We start from the raw sequence: 17,325 nt of genomic DNA, 5'->3' as shown, positions 1-17,325 counted from the left end.
CCCTGTAGCCGCTGCCGAAGGCTGCGAACGGCTCCGCAGGAGACGCCGCTCTTGAGGGCCTCGGAAGGTCCTGCGGACCTTGTCGCAGTCTGCGGCAGCGGCTACACGGGATGCCGCTAGCGCTTGTTCAGCACCCGCGCCAGACGGTCGCCACCCAGCTGGATCGCGGCTACCAGAATCACCAGCAGCACGATCACCGTGAGCATGATCTGGCTGTCGAACCGCTGATAACCGTAGCGGTAGGCAATGTCCCCCAGGCCGCCCGCGCCAATCGCCCCGGCCATGGCCGAGGAGTTGATCATGGTCACCAGGGTGATGGTGAAGCCGCCGACGATGCCCGGCAGCGCTTCGGGCAGCAGCACGTGCCAGACGATGTGCCAGCGCCGGCAACCCATGGCCTGGGCGGCCTCGATCAGGCCGTGGTCGACTTCCCGCAGGCTGACTTCGGCGATCCGCGCAAAGAACGGCGTGGCGGCGATGGTCAGCGGCACCACGGCGGCCCACACGCCGTAGGTGGTGCCGACGATCAGCCGGGTAAAGGGGATCAGCGCCACCATCAGGATCAGGAACGGGATCGAGCGGAACAGGTTCACAAAGGCCCCCAGGGCCCGGTTCAGGGTCGGCGCCTCATAGATCCCGCCCTTGCCGCTGGTGACCAGGATCACCGCCAGGGGAATCCCCGCCAGCAGGGCAATCAGCGAGGACACGCCGACCATCAGCAGGGTGTCGAGGACGCCCTGCAACAAGCGATCAAACCACATAGCCCAGTACCTCCACTTGCTGTGCCCATTGCCCGGCGCGCTGGCGCAGTTGCGCAGCCTCCAGGGACGAGCCCTGGACCGCCAGCAGCAGTTGCCCCAGGGCGTGGCCCTGGATGCGTTCCACGCCGCCTTGCAGCAGGCGTACGCGGCCGCCCAGGGCGCCGAACAGCGCCGCCAGGTCCGGTTCCTCATGGCTGCTGCCGGTGAAGCGCAGGCTCAGCACCAGCGCCGCATCGGAAGACGTCGGATGGCTTTGCAGGCGGTTCTGCAGTTCTTCCGGCAGGCCGTGCTGCAGGGGCGCCAGCAGGGTCTTGCTGACCTCGTGCTGCGGGTTGCCGAAGACTTCCCAGACCGGCCCCTGCTCGACGATGCGCCCGTGCTCCAGTACCACCACCCGGTCGCAGATATCGCGGATCACCGCCATCTCGTGGGTGATCAGGATGATGGTCAGGCCCAGGCGCTGGTTGATCTCTTTCAGCAGGCCGAGGATCGACTGGGTGGTTTCCGGGTCCAGGGCCGAAGTGGCCTCGTCGCACAGCAGGATCTCGGGATCGTGGACCAGGGCCCGGGCGATCCCCACCCGCTGCTTCTGGCCGCCGGACAACTGCGCCGGGTAGGCCCGGTGCTTGTCCTTGAGGCCCACCAGCTCCAGCAGCTCGCGCACCTTGCGCTCGCGCTCGGCCTTGGGTACCCCGGCCACCTTCAGCGGCAGCTCGACGTTGTGCCACACGGTCTTGGCCGACATCAGGTTGAAGTGCTGGAAGATCATGCCGATGCGCCGGCGCAGGGCCACCAGGCGGTCTTCGTCGAAGTCGCCGATGTCCACCTGGTCGATCAGCACCCGGCCGCTGCTGGGCTGCTCCAGGCGGTTGATGGTGCGGATCAGCGACGACTTGCCGGCGCCGCTGCGGCCGATGATGCCGAACACCTCGCCGCGCTGGATCGACAGGTCGATATCGTGCAAGGCCTGCACCGGACCCTGCTGGCCCTGGTAGGTCTTGCCCAGGCCGATAAAGCGCACCTGGGCGCGATTCAGTTCGGGGTGCAGCTCGGTCTGCCCGGCGCGCCGGGGCGCCGCTTCCGGCAGCTTGCGCTGTAGCGTCGCGACACTCATCTCAACCTTCCCAGCCGGCTTGGTAGAGCTTGCCGTGGGCTTTGTCCAGAGCGGCGCGAACGGCAGGCGAGTGCTGGTAGATATCGACGAACTTGATCAGCCGCGGGTCGTTCTTGCTCTTGGGCTGGATCACGAACTGGATCACGTATTCCTTGTGGTCCAGGCCGTCGAACAGCAGCGCCGAGCCGGCATCGAAGGTCTTGGCCAGGCGGATGTAGGCCGGGTAGCCCTGGACCAGGTCAGCGTCGTCATAGGCGCGCACCAGTTGCACGGCTTCGACCTGGAGGATCTTGATCTTCTTCGGGTTGCTGACGATGTCTTCTTCGGTGGCCTTGTAGCCAACGCCCGGCTTGAGGGTGATCAGCCCGGCCTTGGCCAGCAGTTGCAGGCCGCGCCCGCTGTTGATCGGGTCGTTGGCGATGGCCACGCTGGCACCTTGTGGCAGTTCGTCGAAGCTTTTGTATTTCTTCGAGTACAGGCCGACGTTGTTGATGATGCCCGGGGCGAAGGGCACCAGGTCGAAACCGGCGGCGGCCTTGGCGTTTTCCAGGAACGGGATGTGCTGGAAGTAGTTCACGTCGATGTCACCGGCGGCCAGGCTGACGTTGGGCGCGATCCAGTCGGTGAACTCCACCAGCTCGACTTTCAGGCCCTGCTTGTCGGCCTCTTCCACGGCGGCCTCCAGGGGAATGGCGAAGGCGGCGGTGGTGCCGACCTTGAGCGGCGCGTCGGCGGCGAAGACGGCGCTGCTGAACAGGCCGAGGGCGAGGGCCAGGGCTTTGAGCGGGTGGCGCAGGCGTTTGGTTTTCATAGGGGTCAGGGTCCGAGTCGGGGCCAGGGAATGGGGTGTGGTTGCGGGCCTCTTTGCTGGCTAGCCAGCGCCTACAGTGAGGTGTGCAGGAGCCGGCTTGCCGGCGAAGCGTTTAGCGGCGGTAGGCCGCGCCGGTGTGTTGTTCGGGCAGCTTGCGGCCCTGGCGGAAGAGCTTTTCCCGCAGGGTGCCGTCGTCGTAGGCGGTCTTGTAGGAGCCACGGCGCTGCAGTTCGGGGATGACCAGGTCGATGAAGTCGACGTAGCTTTCCGGGGTGACGATGCGGGTCAGGTTGAAGCCGTCCAGGCCGGTTTCGGCGATCCAGGATTCCAGGTCGTCGGCCACCTGCTGCGGCGAGCCGACCACGGTGAAGTAGCGGCCGCCCAGGGCGTGCTGGTCCAACAGCTTGCGTCGGGTCCAGTCGTTGTTCTGCAGGTTCTTGGTGGCCGACTGGATGGCATTGCTCTTCACGTACTGGATCGGCTCGTCGATCTCGTACTGGGAAAAATCGATCCCGGTGGACGCGGAAAAATGCGCCACCCCGGCTTCGGCGCTGGCGTGGCTGCGGTACTCGGCGTGCTTCTTCCAGGCCAGTTCCTCGGTCTCGCCGACTATCACGTTGAGGCCCATGAACACCTTGATGTCTCCGGGATTGCGCCCGGCGGCCACGGCGCTGGCGCGGACCTTGTCCACCTGGGCCTTGGTCGCCGCCTTGTTCTGCCCGCTGATGAACACGCACTCGGCGTGGCGCCCGGCGAACAGCAGGCCGCGGTCCGAGCTACCGGCCTGGAACAGCACCGGGGTGCGTTGCGGCGACGGCTCGCACAGGTGGTAGCCACTGACCTGGTAGAACTCGCCCTGGTGCTCGACCTTGTGCACTTTTTCCGGCTGGGCATAGATGCGTTGCTCGCGGTCATTGAGGACCGCGTCGTCCTCCCAACTGCCTTCCCAGAGTTTGTACAGCACCTCCAGGTACTCGTCGGCCTGGTCGTAGCGGCGGTCGTGCTCGATCTGCTCCTTGAGCCCCATGGCCTGGGCGGCGCTGTCCAGGTAGCCGGTGACGATGTTCCAGCCGACCCGGCCACGGCTCAGGTGGTCGAGGGTGGAAAGGCGCCGGGCGAACAGGTAGGGCGCCTCGTAGGTGAGGTTGGCGGTGAGGCCGAACCCCAGGTTCTTGGTAACCGCGGCCATGGCCGAGACCAGCAGCAGCGGGTCGTTCACCGGCAGCTGGATCGACTCCTTGAGGGGCACGTCCACCGAGTTCTGGTAGACGTCGTAGACCCCGACGATGTCGGCGATGAACAGCCCGTCGAACAGCCCGCGCTCCAGCAACTGGGCCAGCTCGGTCCAGTACTCGAGGGTCTTGTACTGGGTCGAGTTGTCCCGCGGGTGGGTCCACAGGCCGTGGTTGATGTGCCCGACGCAGTTCATGTTGAAGGCGTTGAGCAGGATTTTCTTCTTGGTGGTTTGTGGCGCGGCCATCAGATGGTCCCCCGCAGCGGCGGGTTCTGCTGGTTCAGGTAGTAGTTGCCCACCGCGTGGTACTTCCAGCGCACCGGGTCGTGCAGGGTGTGTACCCGGGCATTGCGCCAGTGGCGGTCCAGGCCGTGCTCGGCCAGGGTCGCCTGGCTGCCCGCCAGTTCGAACAGGGTGCTGCCGGCGGCCAGGGAGATTTCCGTGCTCAGGGCGCGGACCTCGGCCACGGCGATGGACGCGGCGGCCACGGTGTCGGCGTTGGTGTCGGCCTGGGCCCGGTCGAGGAACTCCCCGGCGCGTTCCAGCAGGGCCTCGGTGGCGTGCAGGCGGATGCTCAGGTGGCCGAAGCTCTTGATGGTCAGCGGGTCGTCGGTGGCCTTGTCGTTGCCGGAGTCGATCCACGGCCGGGTCTTGGTGCGCACAAAGCGCAGGGCGTCTTCATAGGCGGCGCGGGCGATGCCGGTGTCGATGGCGGCGTGGAGAATCTGCGCCAGCGGCCCGACTGGGGTCGGGCGCTCGAAGGCGCTCTGGAACGGCACCACGTCGGCCTCGTCCACCCACACGTTGTCGAATTGCACCGAGCCGCTGCCGGTGGTGCGCTGGCCGAAGCCGCTCCAGTCGTCGATCACGTCCAGGCCCTGGGCGTCGGCGGGGACGAAGGCCAGTTGCTGCACGCCGTGTTCATCCACCACCGAGGTGGGGATGCGCTGGGCGTAGAGGGCGCCGGTGGCGTAGAACTTGCGCCCGTCGATGCGGTAGCCCGGGTCGTTGCTGTCGCGGCTCAGGCGGGTGGTGCGGTCGTGGGCGGTCTTGGTGCCCAGCTCGGCCAGGGCGTTGCCGAAACGCCGGCCGGCCAGGACTTCGGCATACAGCCGCTGCTTCTGCGGCTCGCTGCCATTCACCCGCAGCACTTCCAGGGCGTAGAAATGGTTCTGCGGGATCTGCCCCAGGGAGGCGTCGGCTTCGGCGATCAGGGCGATGACCTTGGCCAGGGTGACGTTGGAAACCCCGGCGCCGCCGTATTCCTTGGGCACGCTGATGCCCCACAGGCCGGAGCGGGAAAAGGCTTCCAGCTCGGGGTGTGGCAGGCGCCGCTCGCGGTCGCGCAGGGCGCTGTCGCGCTTGAAATCTTCCGCCAGGTCGCTGGCGACAATCAGGGCTTGCTCATCGCTGGTAATGACCGCGACGTGTTGGGAAAGAGACATGTGTTTCTCCAGAGATCTGGTCAAAAGCGTTCTGGGCGGTTAAATCCAGGAGTGCCGGGCAGGCAAGGTGCCGTTCAGGTGATAGGTGCCCACGGCGTGGTACTTCCAGCGCACCGGGTCGTGCAGGGTGTGCACCCGGGCGTTGCGCCAGTGACGGTCGAGGTTGAATTCGGCGAGGGTGGCGCGGCTGCCAGCCAGCTCGAAGAGCTTTTCACTGGCCAGCAGCGAGATCTCGGTGGTCAGCACCTTGGCTTCGGCTACGGCGATGGAGGCGCGGGCCGCGGACTCGGCAGTGATCGGCGCCGCGCTGACCTGGTCCAGCACCTGCCCGGCCTTGCGCAGCAGGGCTTCGGCGGCGTGCAGTTCGATCTGCAGCTTGCCGATGTCGGCGATCACATACAGGTCATCGCCGGCCCGCTCGACGTTGGCATCGATCCACGGGCGTGCTCGTTCACGAACGAAACGGATGGCGTCGGCCACGGCTTCCCGGGCGATGCCGGCGTCAATGGCGGCCTGGATCAGCTGGGATACCGCGCCCTGGATATTCGGTGTTTCGTTGATCCGCCAGTTGTCCAGCACCAGCTCGGCGTCCACCCGCACATCGTTGAGCAGGATGGTGCCGCTGGCGGTGGTGCGCTGGCCGAAGCCCGACCAGTCGTCGACGATGCGCAGCCCCGGGGTGCCACGACGGACGAAGGCCAGCACCTGGCGGCCTTCCTCGTTGAGTGCCTTGACCGCCACCCAGTGGGCGAACAGGGCGCCGGTGGAGTAGAACTTCTGGCCATTGATCACGTGGCCGTCGGCGTCGGCGGTGATCCGTGCCTTGAGTTCCAGGGTGTTCTTGGTGCCGCGTTCCGGGCCGGCATTGCCGATGCGCCAGCCTTCCAGAACGCTCTGCAGCAGCTGTTTCTTCTGCCGCTCGGTGCCGCAGCCGAGAATCAGGCCGAGGATGCCGAACTGGTTCTGCGGGATCTGCCCCAGGGCCGGGTCGGCCGCGGAAATGATGGCGAAGACTTCGGCCAGGGTGACGAAGGAAACCTGTGGCCCGCCGTAGGCCCGGGGCACGGAAATACTGCCCAGGCCGCTGCGGGTGAATTGTTCGATCTGCGCCCAGGGCAGCTTGCGCTGGCGGTCGCGCTGGGCGGCCTGCTGGCGGGCCGCGTCGGCCAATTCATGGGCAGCCTGAAGGGCTTCGGCGTCGTTGCGCAGAACCCGAGCGGGCAGCAAAAGGGGAGCGATATCCAGGTCACTCTGGACCTGGGCTTCGATCAGACTGGACATCAGTGCCACTCCTTGGCTGCACGCAATGCCCTGGCGATCTGCACTGGGGTGATTGTGTTCCGGACCATACCTACCTCACATCTTTTGGATAGGCCGCGTCATGCGGCGAAATCAGAATCAAGAATGTCCGGTGGTCCGGTGCATATACCCTATGCGCGTATAAAAATTAAATAAACTAACTTTTAGGAATATGAATAGAAGGGTTAAATCGAAGCCCGCAGGCGTTATGGATCAAGGCCTTAGCGTGCTTCCACGGCTGTGGTTCTAGCGACGAATGCCTCCCCAAAACCACCCCGTACCTGCACGTAGGAGCTGGCTTGCCAGCGAAAGCGTCCTTGAGGGCGATGCAAGGCTCGAGGGCCTCTTCGCCGGCAAGCCGGCTCCTACGGGGGAGGGGGCGTGATCTGCTGTAGGAGCTGGCTTGCCAGCGAAGGCGTCCGCGAGGGTGGTGCAAGGCTTGAGGGCCTTTTCGCCGGCAAGCCGGCTCCTACGGGGGAGGGGGCGTGATCTGCTGTAGGAGCTGGCTTGCCAGCGAAGGCGTCCGCGAGGGCGATGCAAGGCTCGAGGGCCTTTTCGCCGGCAAGACGGCTCCTACGGGGGAGGGGGCGTGATCTGCTGTAGGAGCTGGCTTGCCAGCGAAAGCGTCCGCGAGGGTGGTGCAAGGCTTGAGGGCCTTTTCGCCGGCAAGCCGGCTCCTACAAGGGGGCGTGGCTTGCGCCGAGGAACTTGCTGAGAAACTGTCGGGTGCGTTCGTGCTGGGGGTTGGCGAACAGCGCCTTGGCTTCGCCCTGTTCGACGATCACCCCCTTGTCGAAGAAGATCACCCGGTTGGCCACGTCCCGGGCAAAGCCCATCTCGTGGGTGACGATGACCATGGTGCGTTTCTCTTCGGCCAGGCTGCGGATGGTGGCCAGTACTTCGCCCACCAGCTCCGGGTCCAGGGCCGAGGTGGGTTCGTCGAACAGGATCACCCGCGGTTCCATGGCCAGGGCCCGGGCGATCGCTACCCGCTGTTGCTGGCCGCCGGACAGGCGCCTGGGGTAGGCATCTTCCTTACCTGCCAGCCCGACCTTGGCCAGCAGCGCGCGACCCAGGGCGACGGCTTGCTCCCGCGGGGTTTTCTTCACCACCAGCGGGCCTTCGATGACGTTCTCCAGGGCGGTGCGGTGGGGGAACAGGTTGAAGTTCTGGAACACGAAGCCCACTTGCTGGCGCAACTGGCGGATCCGGCCCTGCTGATGGCTCAGGGGGATGCTGCTGTCGATGCTGATGTCACCGATGCGGATGCGGCCGCTGGTGGGTTCTTCGAGAAAATTCAGGCAGCGCAGGAAGGTGGTCTTGCCCGAGCCGCTGGGGCCGATGATAGCGACCACTTCGCCTTCCTTGACCTCCAGGTCGATGCCATTGAGCACCGTCTGGCCCTTGAACTGCTTGGTCAGTTTTTCCACCACGATCATGGCTTCAGGACTCCTGGTCGTGCCGATTGACCCGCTCTTCAAGCCGGTTCTGCAGGTGCGCGAGCACGCTGGCGAGAATCCAGTAGATCAGGGCGGCGGCAAGATACATGGTGAAGATTTCGAAGGTGCGGGCGGTGATCAGCTGCGCCTGGCGGAACAGTTCAGGCACCTGGATGGTGGCGGCCAGGGCCGTATCCTTGACCAGGGAAATGAAGCTGTTGCCCAGCGGCGGCAGGGCCGTGCGCATGGCTTGGGGCAGGATCGCCCGGCGCAGGGTCTGCGCGCGGGTCATGCCGATGCTGGCGGCGGCTTCCCATTGGCCACGCTCGATGGAGCCGATGGCAGCCCTGAGGATTTCACAGGCATAGGCCGCCATGTTCAGGGAGAAACCGATCAGCGCGGCGGGCAGCGGGTCCAGTTCCAGCCCCAGTTGCGGCAGGCCGTAATAGATCACGAAGAGCTGCACCAAGAGCGGCGTGCCGCGAAAGAACGACACGTAGATGCGGGCGATCCAGCTCACCAGGGCCAGGCGCGACAGGCGCATCAAGGCCAGGCCAAAGCCCAGCAGCAGTCCGAAGAACATGCCGCCGAGGCTGAGGATGATCGTGTAGTACGCGCCTTTGAGAAGAAATGGCGCTGATTCCAGCGCCAGTTGCAGGCCTGCTTCCATTATTGGGTGACGTCAGCGTTGAAGTATTTTTCCGAGAGCTTTTTCAGCGTGCCATCGGCCCGCAGTTCCTCGATGGCCTTGTTCACCGCCGCCAACAGCTCAGGTTCGCCCTTGCGCAGGGCCACGCCGGCTTCCTGGCGGGAGAAGGGTTCGCCGGAAACCACCAGGGTGTCCTTGGTTTTCTTGATCAGCTCGAAGGCCGCCAGGCGGTCCACCAGGATGGCTTCGATACGGCCTACGCGCAGGTCCTGGTACTTGGTCGGATCGTCGTCGTAGGTCTTGATGATGGCGGTGGGCACGTTGTCCTTGAGCCACTGCTCGTAGTTGGTGCCCAGGCCCACGCCGACCTTGTGCCCACCCAGGTCGGCGGCGGTCTTGAACTTGCCTTCGTCCTTCTTCTGGGTTAGGGCCTGGATGCCGGAGACGGTATAGGGGATGGAGAAATCGTACTTTTTCTTGCGCTCTTCAGAGATGGTCACCTGGTTCACCACGGCGTCCAGGCGCTTGGACTCCAGGGCGGCGAGAATGCCGTCCCACTTGGTCGGCTGCAGCTTGACCTTGACCCCGAGCTTGTTCGCCAGGGCTTCGGAGAATTCCACCTCGAAGCCGGTCAGCTTGCCGTTTTCGTCCACATAGCTGAACGGTGGGTAGGTGCCTTCCAGGCCGACGTTGATGACTCCGGCATCCTTGATTTTCTGCAGTTGCTCGCCGGCAACCGCTTGCCCCATCAGTCCGGCACCCAAGGCCAGGCCCAGTGTGCCAATCAGCAGATTGCGACGCAGTACGGAAAAATTCATGACAAGCCCCTGTGTGTTTTCTTATGCACGATGCGGGTGGAGTTGCAGGTCAATCGGTGAGGCGCGAACTGTGCTTTATCCTGCCTTAAATGCGCGCGGCGCGTCTCGTGGCAATTGGGCCTGCGGCGCGACTATAAGATGGCATTTATAGGTTTAAAAATAATATAAATTTACTTTGTTATTCCTTTTTGTTTGGTTCTCCTCGCACCATCCTTCCGTAGGAGCTGGCTTGCCCGCGAAGGCGGCATCGAGGGCGATGCAAGGCTTGCGCTGCTACGAGAAGGCGCCGGCGTAGGCGAACAGGGCCGGGGCGCCGCCGGTGTGCAGGAAAATCAGCGGGCCATCGTCGAAGCGCTGGCGGCCGACCCCGTCCAGCAGGCCGGCCATGGCCTTGCCGGTGTATACCGGGTCCAGCAACAGGCCCTCCTGGCTGGCCAGCAGCTTGACCGCCGCCAGCGTCCCGGCATTGGGTTCACCGTAGCGCGGGGCGAAGTACTCGTCCCACAACTGCACGTTGAAAGCGTCGGGCAGCTTCACTCCCAGCAACTCGGCGGTGCGCTCGGCCAGGCCCTGGACCTTGGGCCGCTGGTCTTCTTCGCTGCGCGACACGGTGACCCCGATTACCGGCAGTTGCGGCAGCACGTCGCTCAAGGCCAGGGCCAGGCCGCTGTGGGTGCCGGCGCTGCCGGAGGCCAGGACCACGGCGGCAAATTCCAGGCCGCTGTCTTCGATCTGCTGCGCCAGCTCCAGGCCGGCGCGCACGTAGCCCAGGGCCCCCAGGGCGTTGGAGCCGCCGATGGGCACCAGGTAGGGTTTCTTGCCGTTGCTGCGCAGGCGCGCGGCCAGGGCGTGCAGTTGCTCGTCGGCCTGGTCGAGGTTTTCCACCAGCTCCACCTTGGCGTCGAACAGGTCCAGCAGCAGGCGGTTGCCATTGCCCAGGTAGTTGGGGTCTTGGGTGCCGGTGGGGTTTTCCAGCAGGGCCACGCAGCCCAGCCCCAACTTGGCGGCCAGGGCTGCGGTCTGGCGCACATGGTTGGACTGGATGGCACCGGCGGTGATCAGGGTGTCGGCGCCCTGGGCCAGGGCATCGGCGGCCAGGTATTCGAGCTTGCGCAGCTTGTTGCCGCCCATGGCCAGGGGTGTGCTGTCGTCACGCTTGACGTAGACATCGCGACCGATCCAGGCCGACAGCCGTTCGAGTTTTTCCAGGGCGGTGGTAGACCTGAGCAGGTCGAGGCGATTAAAGCGGGCGAGCTGTTGTTTGATCATGGGGCCGCACGGAACAGGGAAGGTGCAAGGACTATAGGCAGCCCTTTTTGCCCGGGCAACCGCCAATCGCTTATGCGAAAAAGTGCTTGAAGCCAGACAATTAGTTCTTAAGCGCCGCCGTCGCCGGGCGTAAAGTGATCGCCGTTTGCGCGGCCCGATTGTCCGGCCGCCCGAGTAAGGAGTCTTATCGTGAGCGAGCGTTCCAGCCATTGGCAATTGCAGACCATCGTTGGCCAACTGCGTGATGCCCGTGACCAGTGGCGTACCCGCAACGGTCGGGTCAGCGGCGAGCAGGGCGGGCGTGAGCTGCCGTCGCGAGCGGCCATGGCAGAAATCCTCGAAGCCCTGTGCGGTGCCCTGTTCCCCATGCGCCTGGGGCCGGTGGACCTGCGCGAAGAGAGCGAGGACTTCTACGTGGGCCACACCCTGGACGCGGCGCTCAACGCCTTGCTGGCCCAGGCGCGCCTGGAGCTGCGCTATGTGGCCCGGCAGAGCGGCGAGGCCGATGCTGAAGTCAACGCCCGGGCGATCCGCCTGATCCAGGATTTCGCCCTGGCCCTGCCCGGCCTGCGGGTGCTGCTGGACACCGATGTGCTGGCGGCCTATCACGGCGACCCTGCGGCCCGCAGCGTGGATGAGGTGCTGCTGTGCTACCCCGGCATCCTGGCGGTGATCCACCACCGCCTGGCGCACCATCTGTATCGCGCCGGCCTGCCGCTGCTGGCGCGGATCAGCTCGGAAATCGCCCACTCGGCCACCGGCATCGACATCCACCCGGGTGCGCAGATCGGCCGCAGCTTCTTCATCGACCACGGTACCGGCGTGGTGATCGGCGAGACCGCGATCATCGGCGAGCGGGTGCGCATCTATCAGGCGGTGACCCTGGGCGCCAAGCGCTTCCCGGCGGACGAGGACGGCCAGTTGCAGAAGGGCCACCCGCGCCACCCGATCGTCGAGGACGACGTGGTGATCTACGCCGGCGCGACCATCCTGGGGCGCATTACCATCGGCAAGGGCTCGACCATTGGCGGCAACGTCTGGCTGACCCGCAGCGTGCCGGCCGGCTGCAACCTGACCCAGGCCAACCTGCAGCACGACGACGGCTCGCAGAAGTAGGCGCTGGCTTGTGTAGGCGCTGGCTTGCCAGCGAAGGCGTCTCTGAGAGCGATGCAGGACTTGCCGGCCTATTCGCCGGCAAGCCGGCTCCTACGGAAGAAGGTGTACGCCCGCCTGTTGTAGGAGCTGGCTTGCCAGCGAAGGCGTCCCTGAGGGCGATGCAGGGCTTGCGGGCCTATTCGCCGGCAAGCCGGCTCCTACGGGAGAGAGGCCGGCCCGGCAAGGGGCTTTTTCTGCTGAACGATTGCGTTCGACACACGTCATACCCTTCCCTGAGCTAGCGTACAAAAGGTACCGCTGAGCCCTGCGATTAGTCCTGAGCCCCCTATCCATGTTTAACTTGAACGCTTGTTCAAGTTAAACCGGTGGTTCGCTGCCCGCTCACAACAGGAGGCTTGCCTTTGCTGAGTCCGTCTATTTCAGCCATGTTTCATCCCTTCGAGGTGCACCGTTCATGAGTGCACCATCCACCTCCGCGAATGCTTTGATTCGCATGAACCCTCCGGTGTTCTACTTCGCCGCGAGCTTTATCCTGATCTTCGGTGTGGTGGTCATTTCCACGCCGGAACAGGCCGGCGCCTGGCTGCTGGCGGCGCAAAACTGGGCGGCCAATACGGTCGGCTGGTACTACATGCTGGCGATGACCCTGTACCTGGTCTTCGTGGTGGTCACCGCCTTGTCCGGCTACGGCAAGATCAAGCTCGGTGCCGACCACGACGAACCCGAGTTCAGTTACCTGTCCTGGGCCGGCATGCTGTTCGCCGCCGGGATCAGCATCACGCTGTTCTTCTTCTGCGTTTCCGAGCCCCTGACCCATATGCTGCAACCGCCCCAGGGCGAGGCTGGCACCGCCGAGGCGGCGCGCCAGGGCATGCAGCTGCTGTTCCTGCACTGGGGCCTGCACGGGTGGGGGGTGTTCGCCTTCGTCGGCATGGCCCTGGCGTACTTCGCCTATCGGCACAACCTGCCGCTGGCCCTGCGTTCGGCGCTGTACCCGCTGATCGGCAAGCGCATCAACGGCCCTATCGGCTACGCGGTGGATGGCTTCGGCATCATCGCCACGGTGTTCGGCCTGGGCGCCGACATGGGCTTTGGCGTACTGCACCTGAACTCCGGCCTCGACTACCTGTTCGGCATCGCCCACACCCAGTGGATCCAGGTTGGCCTGATCACCCTGATGATGGGCGCGGCGATCATTGTCGCGGTGTCCGGGGTCGACAAGGGCGTGCGGGTGATGTCCGACATCAACATGCTGCTGGCGGTGGCGCTGCTGCTGTTCGTGCTGTTCGCCGGCCCCACCCAGCACCTGCTCAACACCCTGATCCAGAACCTGGGCGACTACCTGGGTGCCTTGCCCACCAAGAGCTTCGACGTCTATGCCTACAACAAGCCCAGCGACTGGCTGGGCGGCTGGACGGTGTTCTACTGGGCCTGGTGGATTGCATGGTCGCCGTTCGTGGGCCTGTTCATCGCGCGGATTTCCCGGGGCCGGACCATTCGCGAGTTCGTGTTCGGCGTACTGCTGATTCCCCTGGGCTTCACCCTGGCGTGGATGTCGATCTTCGGTAACAGCGCCATCGACCAGGTGCTCAACCACGGTATGAGCGCCCTGGGCATGTCGGCTATCGACAACCCGTCGATGACCCTCTACCTGCTGCTGGAAACCTACCCCTGGAGCAAGACCGTGATTGCGGTCACGGTGTTCATCAGCTTCGTGTTCTTCGTCACCTCGGCGGATTCCGGCACCGTGGTGCTCTCGACCCTGTCGGCCAAGGGCGGCAACGCCGATGAAGACGGGCCGAAGTGGCTGCGGGTGTTCTGGGGGGCGATGACGGCGCTGGTTACCAGCGCGCTGTTGTTCGCCGGCAGCATCGACTCGCTGAAGTCGGCGGTGGTGCTGACCTCGCTGCCGTTTTCGCTGATCCTGCTGTTGATGATGTGGGGGCTGCACAAGGCGTTCTACCTGGAATCACAGCGGCGCATCGCCCAGTTGCACTCCCTGGCGCCGGTTGCGCCTTCGCGGCGGGGCAAGGGCGGCTGGCGCCAGCGCCTGAGCCAGGCGGTGCATTTCCCGTCACGGGATGAGGTGTATCGCTTCCTCGACCAGACAGTGCGCCCGGCCATCGAAGAGGTGACCGCGGTGTTCGTCGAGAAGGGCTTGAACGTGGTGACCCAGCCCGACCCGGCCAACGACAGCGTGAGCCTGGAAATCGGCCATGGCGACCAGCACCCGTTCATCTACCAGGTGCAGATGCGCGGTTACTTCACCCCGTCCTTCGCCCGTGGCGGCATGGGGCCCAAGGAGCTGCGCAACCGCCGTTACTACCGGGCCGAGGTGCATCTGGCCGAGGGCAGTCAGGATTACGACCTGATGGGCTACACCAAGGAACAGATCATCAACGACATCCTCGACCAGTACGAACGCCATATGCAGTTCCTGCATCTGGTGCGCTGAGCCGTTCGCTCAGGCCTTGGTGAGCAACAGGTAGAGCACCAGGGCCAGCACCGGCACGGCAAACACCAGGCTGCCGACCGCCAGCTCCGAACGCAGGGGCTGGTGGGCGGTGACCATGCCCACCGCACCGTTGATGACCGTCAACGCCAGCCACAGCCCCGAGAAGCCATAGCCCAGGGTATGGCGGCTGAAACCCAGCCGCTCGCCGATAAACAGCACCAGTGCCAGCAGGATCAGGCCAAAGGTGATGATGATGGTGGTGTGCATGATGGGTACTCCCCGGGAGCCGGTGTGCCGGCGCATGTATCGAGCATAGGCGTCAAACCAGCCCGCCATTGGCCCGCAGGATCTGCCCGTTGACCCAGGCCGCCGCCGGGCTCGCCAGGAAGCTGATGATGCTGGCGATATCCTCCGGCTGCCCCAGGCGTTCCAGGGGCGGCATCCTGGCGAAGCTGGCCACCTGCTCGGCAGTCTTGTCCTTGAGGAACAGTTCGGTGGCCACCGGCCCCGGCGCCACGGCATTGACCGTGATCTGGCGCCCGCGCAGCTCCTTGGCAAACACCTGGGTCAGGGATTCCACCGCCGCCTTGCTGGCGATGTACACCGCGTAGCCCGGCAGGTTGAGGCCGACGGTGCTGCTGGAGAAGTTGACGATACGGCCGCCGTCATTCAGGCGCCCGGCGGCTTCGCGCAGGGTGTTGAAGGTACCGCGAGTGTTGATGGCGAAGGTCTGCTCGTAGAGCTCGTCGCTGTGCTCGGCCAGGGGCAGCACCTTGAGGATGCCGGCGTTGTTGATCAGAACATCGACCTTGCCCAGTTGGGTCTCGGTCTCTTCGAACAGCCGGCGCACATCGTTGGCGCTGGCCACGTCGGCCTTGACCGCTATGGCCCGGTGCCCGGCCTGGCGCAGTTCCACCACCAGCCGGGAAGCTTCCTCGCTGCTGCTGGCGTAGTTGATCGCCACGGCGTAACCCTCCTTGGCCAACTGGCGGGCGATCACTGCGCCTATGCCTCGGGAGGCTCCGGTGACAATGGCGACTTTTGCGGCTTGAGCGGTCATGGGGTCAGTCCTTCACGGAGGTTGAACGGCTTGTCTGGACAACAGGTTCACGGATTTACCGTGCTGGATAAATGCGCCAGAGTTGCCTTGACTGTTCAATATTCGCCAACAATCGAGCTTCTGGAGCCACCTGTGGACCAAGTCAAAGGGATGAAAGTGTTCGTAAGGATCTACGAGCGCAGCAGCTTCACTCTAGCCGCCGATGACCTGAACCTGCCCCGGGCGACCCTGACCCACACCCTCAACCAGTTCGAGGCCTGGCTCGGCACCCGGCTGCTGGAGCGCAGCACCCGCCGGGTACGCCCGACTCTGGATGGCCAGGCCTATTACCCCCGTTGCGTGCAACTGCTGGCGGAGCTGGAAGAGGCTGAACTGGCGTTTCGCACTGTGGAGCCCCATGGGCGCTTGCGGGTGGACATGCACGGCACCCTGGCCAAGCACTTCGTGATCCCGCGGCTGGGGGAGTTCATGCAACGTTATCCACAGATCGAACTGGCCATCAGCGAGGCCGACCACTTTGTCGACCTGGTCGCCGAGGGCGTGGACTGCGTGCTGCGTGCCGGCAACCTGGAAGGCTCCTCGCTGATTGCCCGGCGGGTGGCGAACCTGCAGCAGGTGACCTGCGCCAGCCCCGCCTACCTGGCGCGATATGGCGAACCGCGGAGCCTGGACGAACTCGGTGCGCATCGGGCGGTGAACTACGTTTCGCGTACCGCCACCCGCTCGTTCCCCTTCGAGTTCCTGGTCGAGGGGCAGGTGCGCGAAGTGACCATCGATGGCGCCTTGTCGGTGTTCGGTGCGCAGATCTACGGCGCCTCGGCCCTGGCGGGGCTGGGGATCATCCAGTGTCCGCGTTATCACGTGGCGCGGCAGATCGAGCAGGGATCGATGCGCGAGATTCTCTGTCACATGCCGCCCCCGGCAATGCCGGTGTCGGTGGTCTACCCCCACAGCCGGCATATGTCGCCGCGGGTGCGGGTGTTTGTCGACTGGCTGGCGCAGGTGTTTACCGAGGCGCATTGACGCCCCCCGCTGGCACGCCATGCGCAGGAGCCGTCTTGCCAGCGAAGGCCGCCGCGAGAGCGATGCCGGACCTAAAGGCCTGTTCCCCGGCAAGCCGGCTCCTGCACGCTGGGCGATTGGCCACCAGCGTATTAATTAACCAAGTGTGTATAGTGTGTATTTTGCTCTGCTGCATTGCTTAAGGTGCCTGATCGTTCGGCATCCACAGGGCGGGGCTATGCGCAGTCGGGAAATGATCAGCAGGATCGAGGCGGATGGTTGGTACTTGGTGGCCGTCAAGGGCAGTCACCATCAGTACAAGCATCCTTTCAAGCCGGGCCGCGTGACCATCAGGCACCCGGATACGGATCTGCCCAAAGGCATGCTCAACAGCATCTTGAAACAGGCGGGCCTGAAATGAGTCTGTTTCTGAACGAGGAGTCCAACGACATGAAATTCCCGGTGGTTCTGCACAAGGATGCCGACTCCGAATATGGGGTGACAGTTCCGGATGTACCGGGCTGCCATTCTGCCGGCCCGACGGTTTCCCTGGCGTTCGAGAACATCAAGGAAGCGCTGTCCCTGCACTACGAGGGCCTGGTGGCGGACGGCGAGCCCTTGCCCCAGGTGCATGAGATTGACGATCACCTGGACAACCCCGACTACGCCGGTGGCGTATGGGGCGTGGTGGAGTTCGACGTGACGCCCTACTTCGGCAAGTCGGTGCGCTTCAACGCCACCCTGCCGGAGCAATTGCTGGAGCGCATCGACCAGAGGGTCGAACGCGATCAGCGCTACCGTTCGCGTTCCGGGTTCCTCGCCGCTGCGGCGCTGCGCGAGCTCTCTGCCTGAG

At 64.8% G+C, this 17,325-nt stretch carries 17 protein-coding genes; 5 read left to right on the top strand and 12 right to left on the bottom strand.

Annotation, left to right across the window (positions count from 1 at the left end; all coding sequences use genetic code 11):
• Positions 1 to 116: 116 nt before the first annotated feature.
• The 10 genes from M2395_RS27945 to M2395_RS27900 form a co-directional block, all read right to left on the bottom strand.
• Complete coding sequence (locus M2395_RS27945; RefSeq protein WP_053148458.1) at positions 117 to 761, bottom strand: methionine ABC transporter permease; 645 nt, start codon at positions 759 to 761, stop codon at positions 117 to 119.
• Positions 751 to 1,875: a methionine ABC transporter ATP-binding protein gene (locus tag M2395_RS27940; protein ID WP_011058621.1), complete on the bottom strand. Its 1,125-nt coding sequence runs from the start codon at positions 1,873 to 1,875 to the stop codon at positions 751 to 753. Before M2395_RS27940 ends, M2395_RS27945 begins: the two co-directional genes overlap by 11 nt.
• 1 nt (position 1,876) lies before the next feature.
• Positions 1,877 to 2,686 (bottom strand): MetQ/NlpA family ABC transporter substrate-binding protein, encoded by an 810-nt coding sequence (locus M2395_RS27935; protein WP_053148461.1) that lies wholly within the window; start codon positions 2,684 to 2,686, stop codon positions 1,877 to 1,879.
• A 112-nt stretch (positions 2,687 to 2,798) separates the two neighbouring features.
• Entirely contained in the window at positions 2,799 to 4,166 is a 1,368-nt protein-coding gene (locus tag M2395_RS27930) for an LLM class flavin-dependent oxidoreductase (protein WP_019095352.1), read from the bottom strand.
• On the bottom strand, positions 4,166 to 5,365 hold the full coding sequence (locus M2395_RS27925; RefSeq protein ID WP_053148464.1) for an SfnB family sulfur acquisition oxidoreductase: 1,200 nt from the start codon (positions 5,363 to 5,365) through the stop codon (positions 4,166 to 4,168). Before M2395_RS27925 ends, M2395_RS27930 begins: the two co-directional genes overlap by 1 nt.
• A gap of 39 nt (positions 5,366 to 5,404) precedes the next feature.
• Positions 5,405 to 6,646, bottom strand: coding sequence for an SfnB family sulfur acquisition oxidoreductase (locus tag M2395_RS27920; RefSeq protein ID WP_053148467.1), 1,242 nt, complete (start codon positions 6,644 to 6,646; stop codon positions 5,405 to 5,407).
• Between the two features lie 695 nt (positions 6,647 to 7,341).
• Entirely contained in the window at positions 7,342 to 8,103 is a 762-nt protein-coding gene (tcyN, locus tag M2395_RS27915) for an L-cystine ABC transporter ATP-binding protein TcyN (RefSeq protein ID WP_011058626.1), read from the bottom strand.
• A gap of 4 nt (positions 8,104 to 8,107) precedes the next feature.
• Entirely contained in the window at positions 8,108 to 8,773 is a 666-nt protein-coding gene (tcyL, locus tag M2395_RS27910; RefSeq protein ID WP_123431253.1) for a cystine ABC transporter permease, read from the bottom strand.
• A complete protein-coding gene (tcyJ, locus tag M2395_RS27905) occupies positions 8,773 to 9,570 on the bottom strand; it encodes a cystine ABC transporter substrate-binding protein (RefSeq protein ID WP_011058628.1) in 798 nt (265 codons plus the stop codon). Before tcyJ ends, tcyL begins: the two co-directional genes overlap by 1 nt.
• Positions 9,571 to 9,843: 273 nt before the next feature.
• Complete coding sequence (locus M2395_RS27900; RefSeq protein WP_077933196.1) at positions 9,844 to 10,839, bottom strand: D-cysteine desulfhydrase; 996 nt, start codon at positions 10,837 to 10,839, stop codon at positions 9,844 to 9,846.
• A 189-nt stretch (positions 10,840 to 11,028) separates the two neighbouring features.
• Between M2395_RS27900 and epsC the strand changes: the two genes are divergently transcribed.
• Positions 11,029 to 11,955, top strand: coding sequence for a serine O-acetyltransferase EpsC (gene epsC, locus M2395_RS27895; protein ID WP_011058630.1), 927 nt, complete (start codon positions 11,029 to 11,031; stop codon positions 11,953 to 11,955).
• A 493-nt stretch (positions 11,956 to 12,448) separates the two neighbouring features.
• Positions 12,449 to 14,410, top strand: coding sequence for a choline transporter BetT (gene betT, locus M2395_RS27890; protein ID WP_185057803.1), 1,962 nt, complete (start codon positions 12,449 to 12,451; stop codon positions 14,408 to 14,410).
• Positions 14,411 to 14,419: 9 nt separating this feature from the next.
• Here the strand turns inward: betT and M2395_RS27885 are convergent, their stop codons facing one another.
• On the bottom strand, positions 14,420 to 14,677 hold the full coding sequence (locus M2395_RS27885) for a hypothetical protein (protein ID WP_123431251.1): 258 nt from the start codon (positions 14,675 to 14,677) through the stop codon (positions 14,420 to 14,422).
• A gap of 52 nt (positions 14,678 to 14,729) precedes the next feature.
• Positions 14,730 to 15,470: an SDR family oxidoreductase gene (locus tag M2395_RS27880; protein WP_123431250.1), complete on the bottom strand. Its 741-nt coding sequence runs from the start codon at positions 15,468 to 15,470 to the stop codon at positions 14,730 to 14,732.
• Positions 15,471 to 15,602: 132 nt separating this feature from the next.
• Between M2395_RS27880 and M2395_RS27875 the strand changes: the two genes are divergently transcribed.
• The 3 genes from M2395_RS27875 (at position 15,603) to M2395_RS27865 (ending at position 17,324) form a co-directional block, all read left to right on the top strand.
• Positions 15,603 to 16,493 (top strand): LysR family transcriptional regulator, encoded by an 891-nt coding sequence (locus M2395_RS27875; protein ID WP_123431249.1) that lies wholly within the window; start codon positions 15,603 to 15,605, stop codon positions 16,491 to 16,493.
• Positions 16,494 to 16,710: 217 nt separating this feature from the next.
• Positions 16,711 to 16,893 (top strand): type II toxin-antitoxin system HicA family toxin, encoded by a 183-nt coding sequence (locus M2395_RS27870; protein WP_123431248.1) that lies wholly within the window; start codon positions 16,711 to 16,713, stop codon positions 16,891 to 16,893.
• Between the two features lie 29 nt (positions 16,894 to 16,922).
• Entirely contained in the window at positions 16,923 to 17,324 is a 402-nt protein-coding gene (locus M2395_RS27865) for a type II toxin-antitoxin system HicB family antitoxin (protein WP_041120520.1), read from the top strand.
• Position 17,325 lies beyond the last annotated feature (1 nt).

It is taken from the genome of Pseudomonas sp. BIGb0176 (genome assembly GCF_024810175.1).
Lineage (GTDB): Bacteria > Pseudomonadota > Gammaproteobacteria > Pseudomonadales > Pseudomonadaceae > Aquipseudomonas > Aquipseudomonas protegens.
Note: the sequence above shows the minus strand (reverse complement) of the source record. Positions and strands in the feature narration are given on the sequence as shown.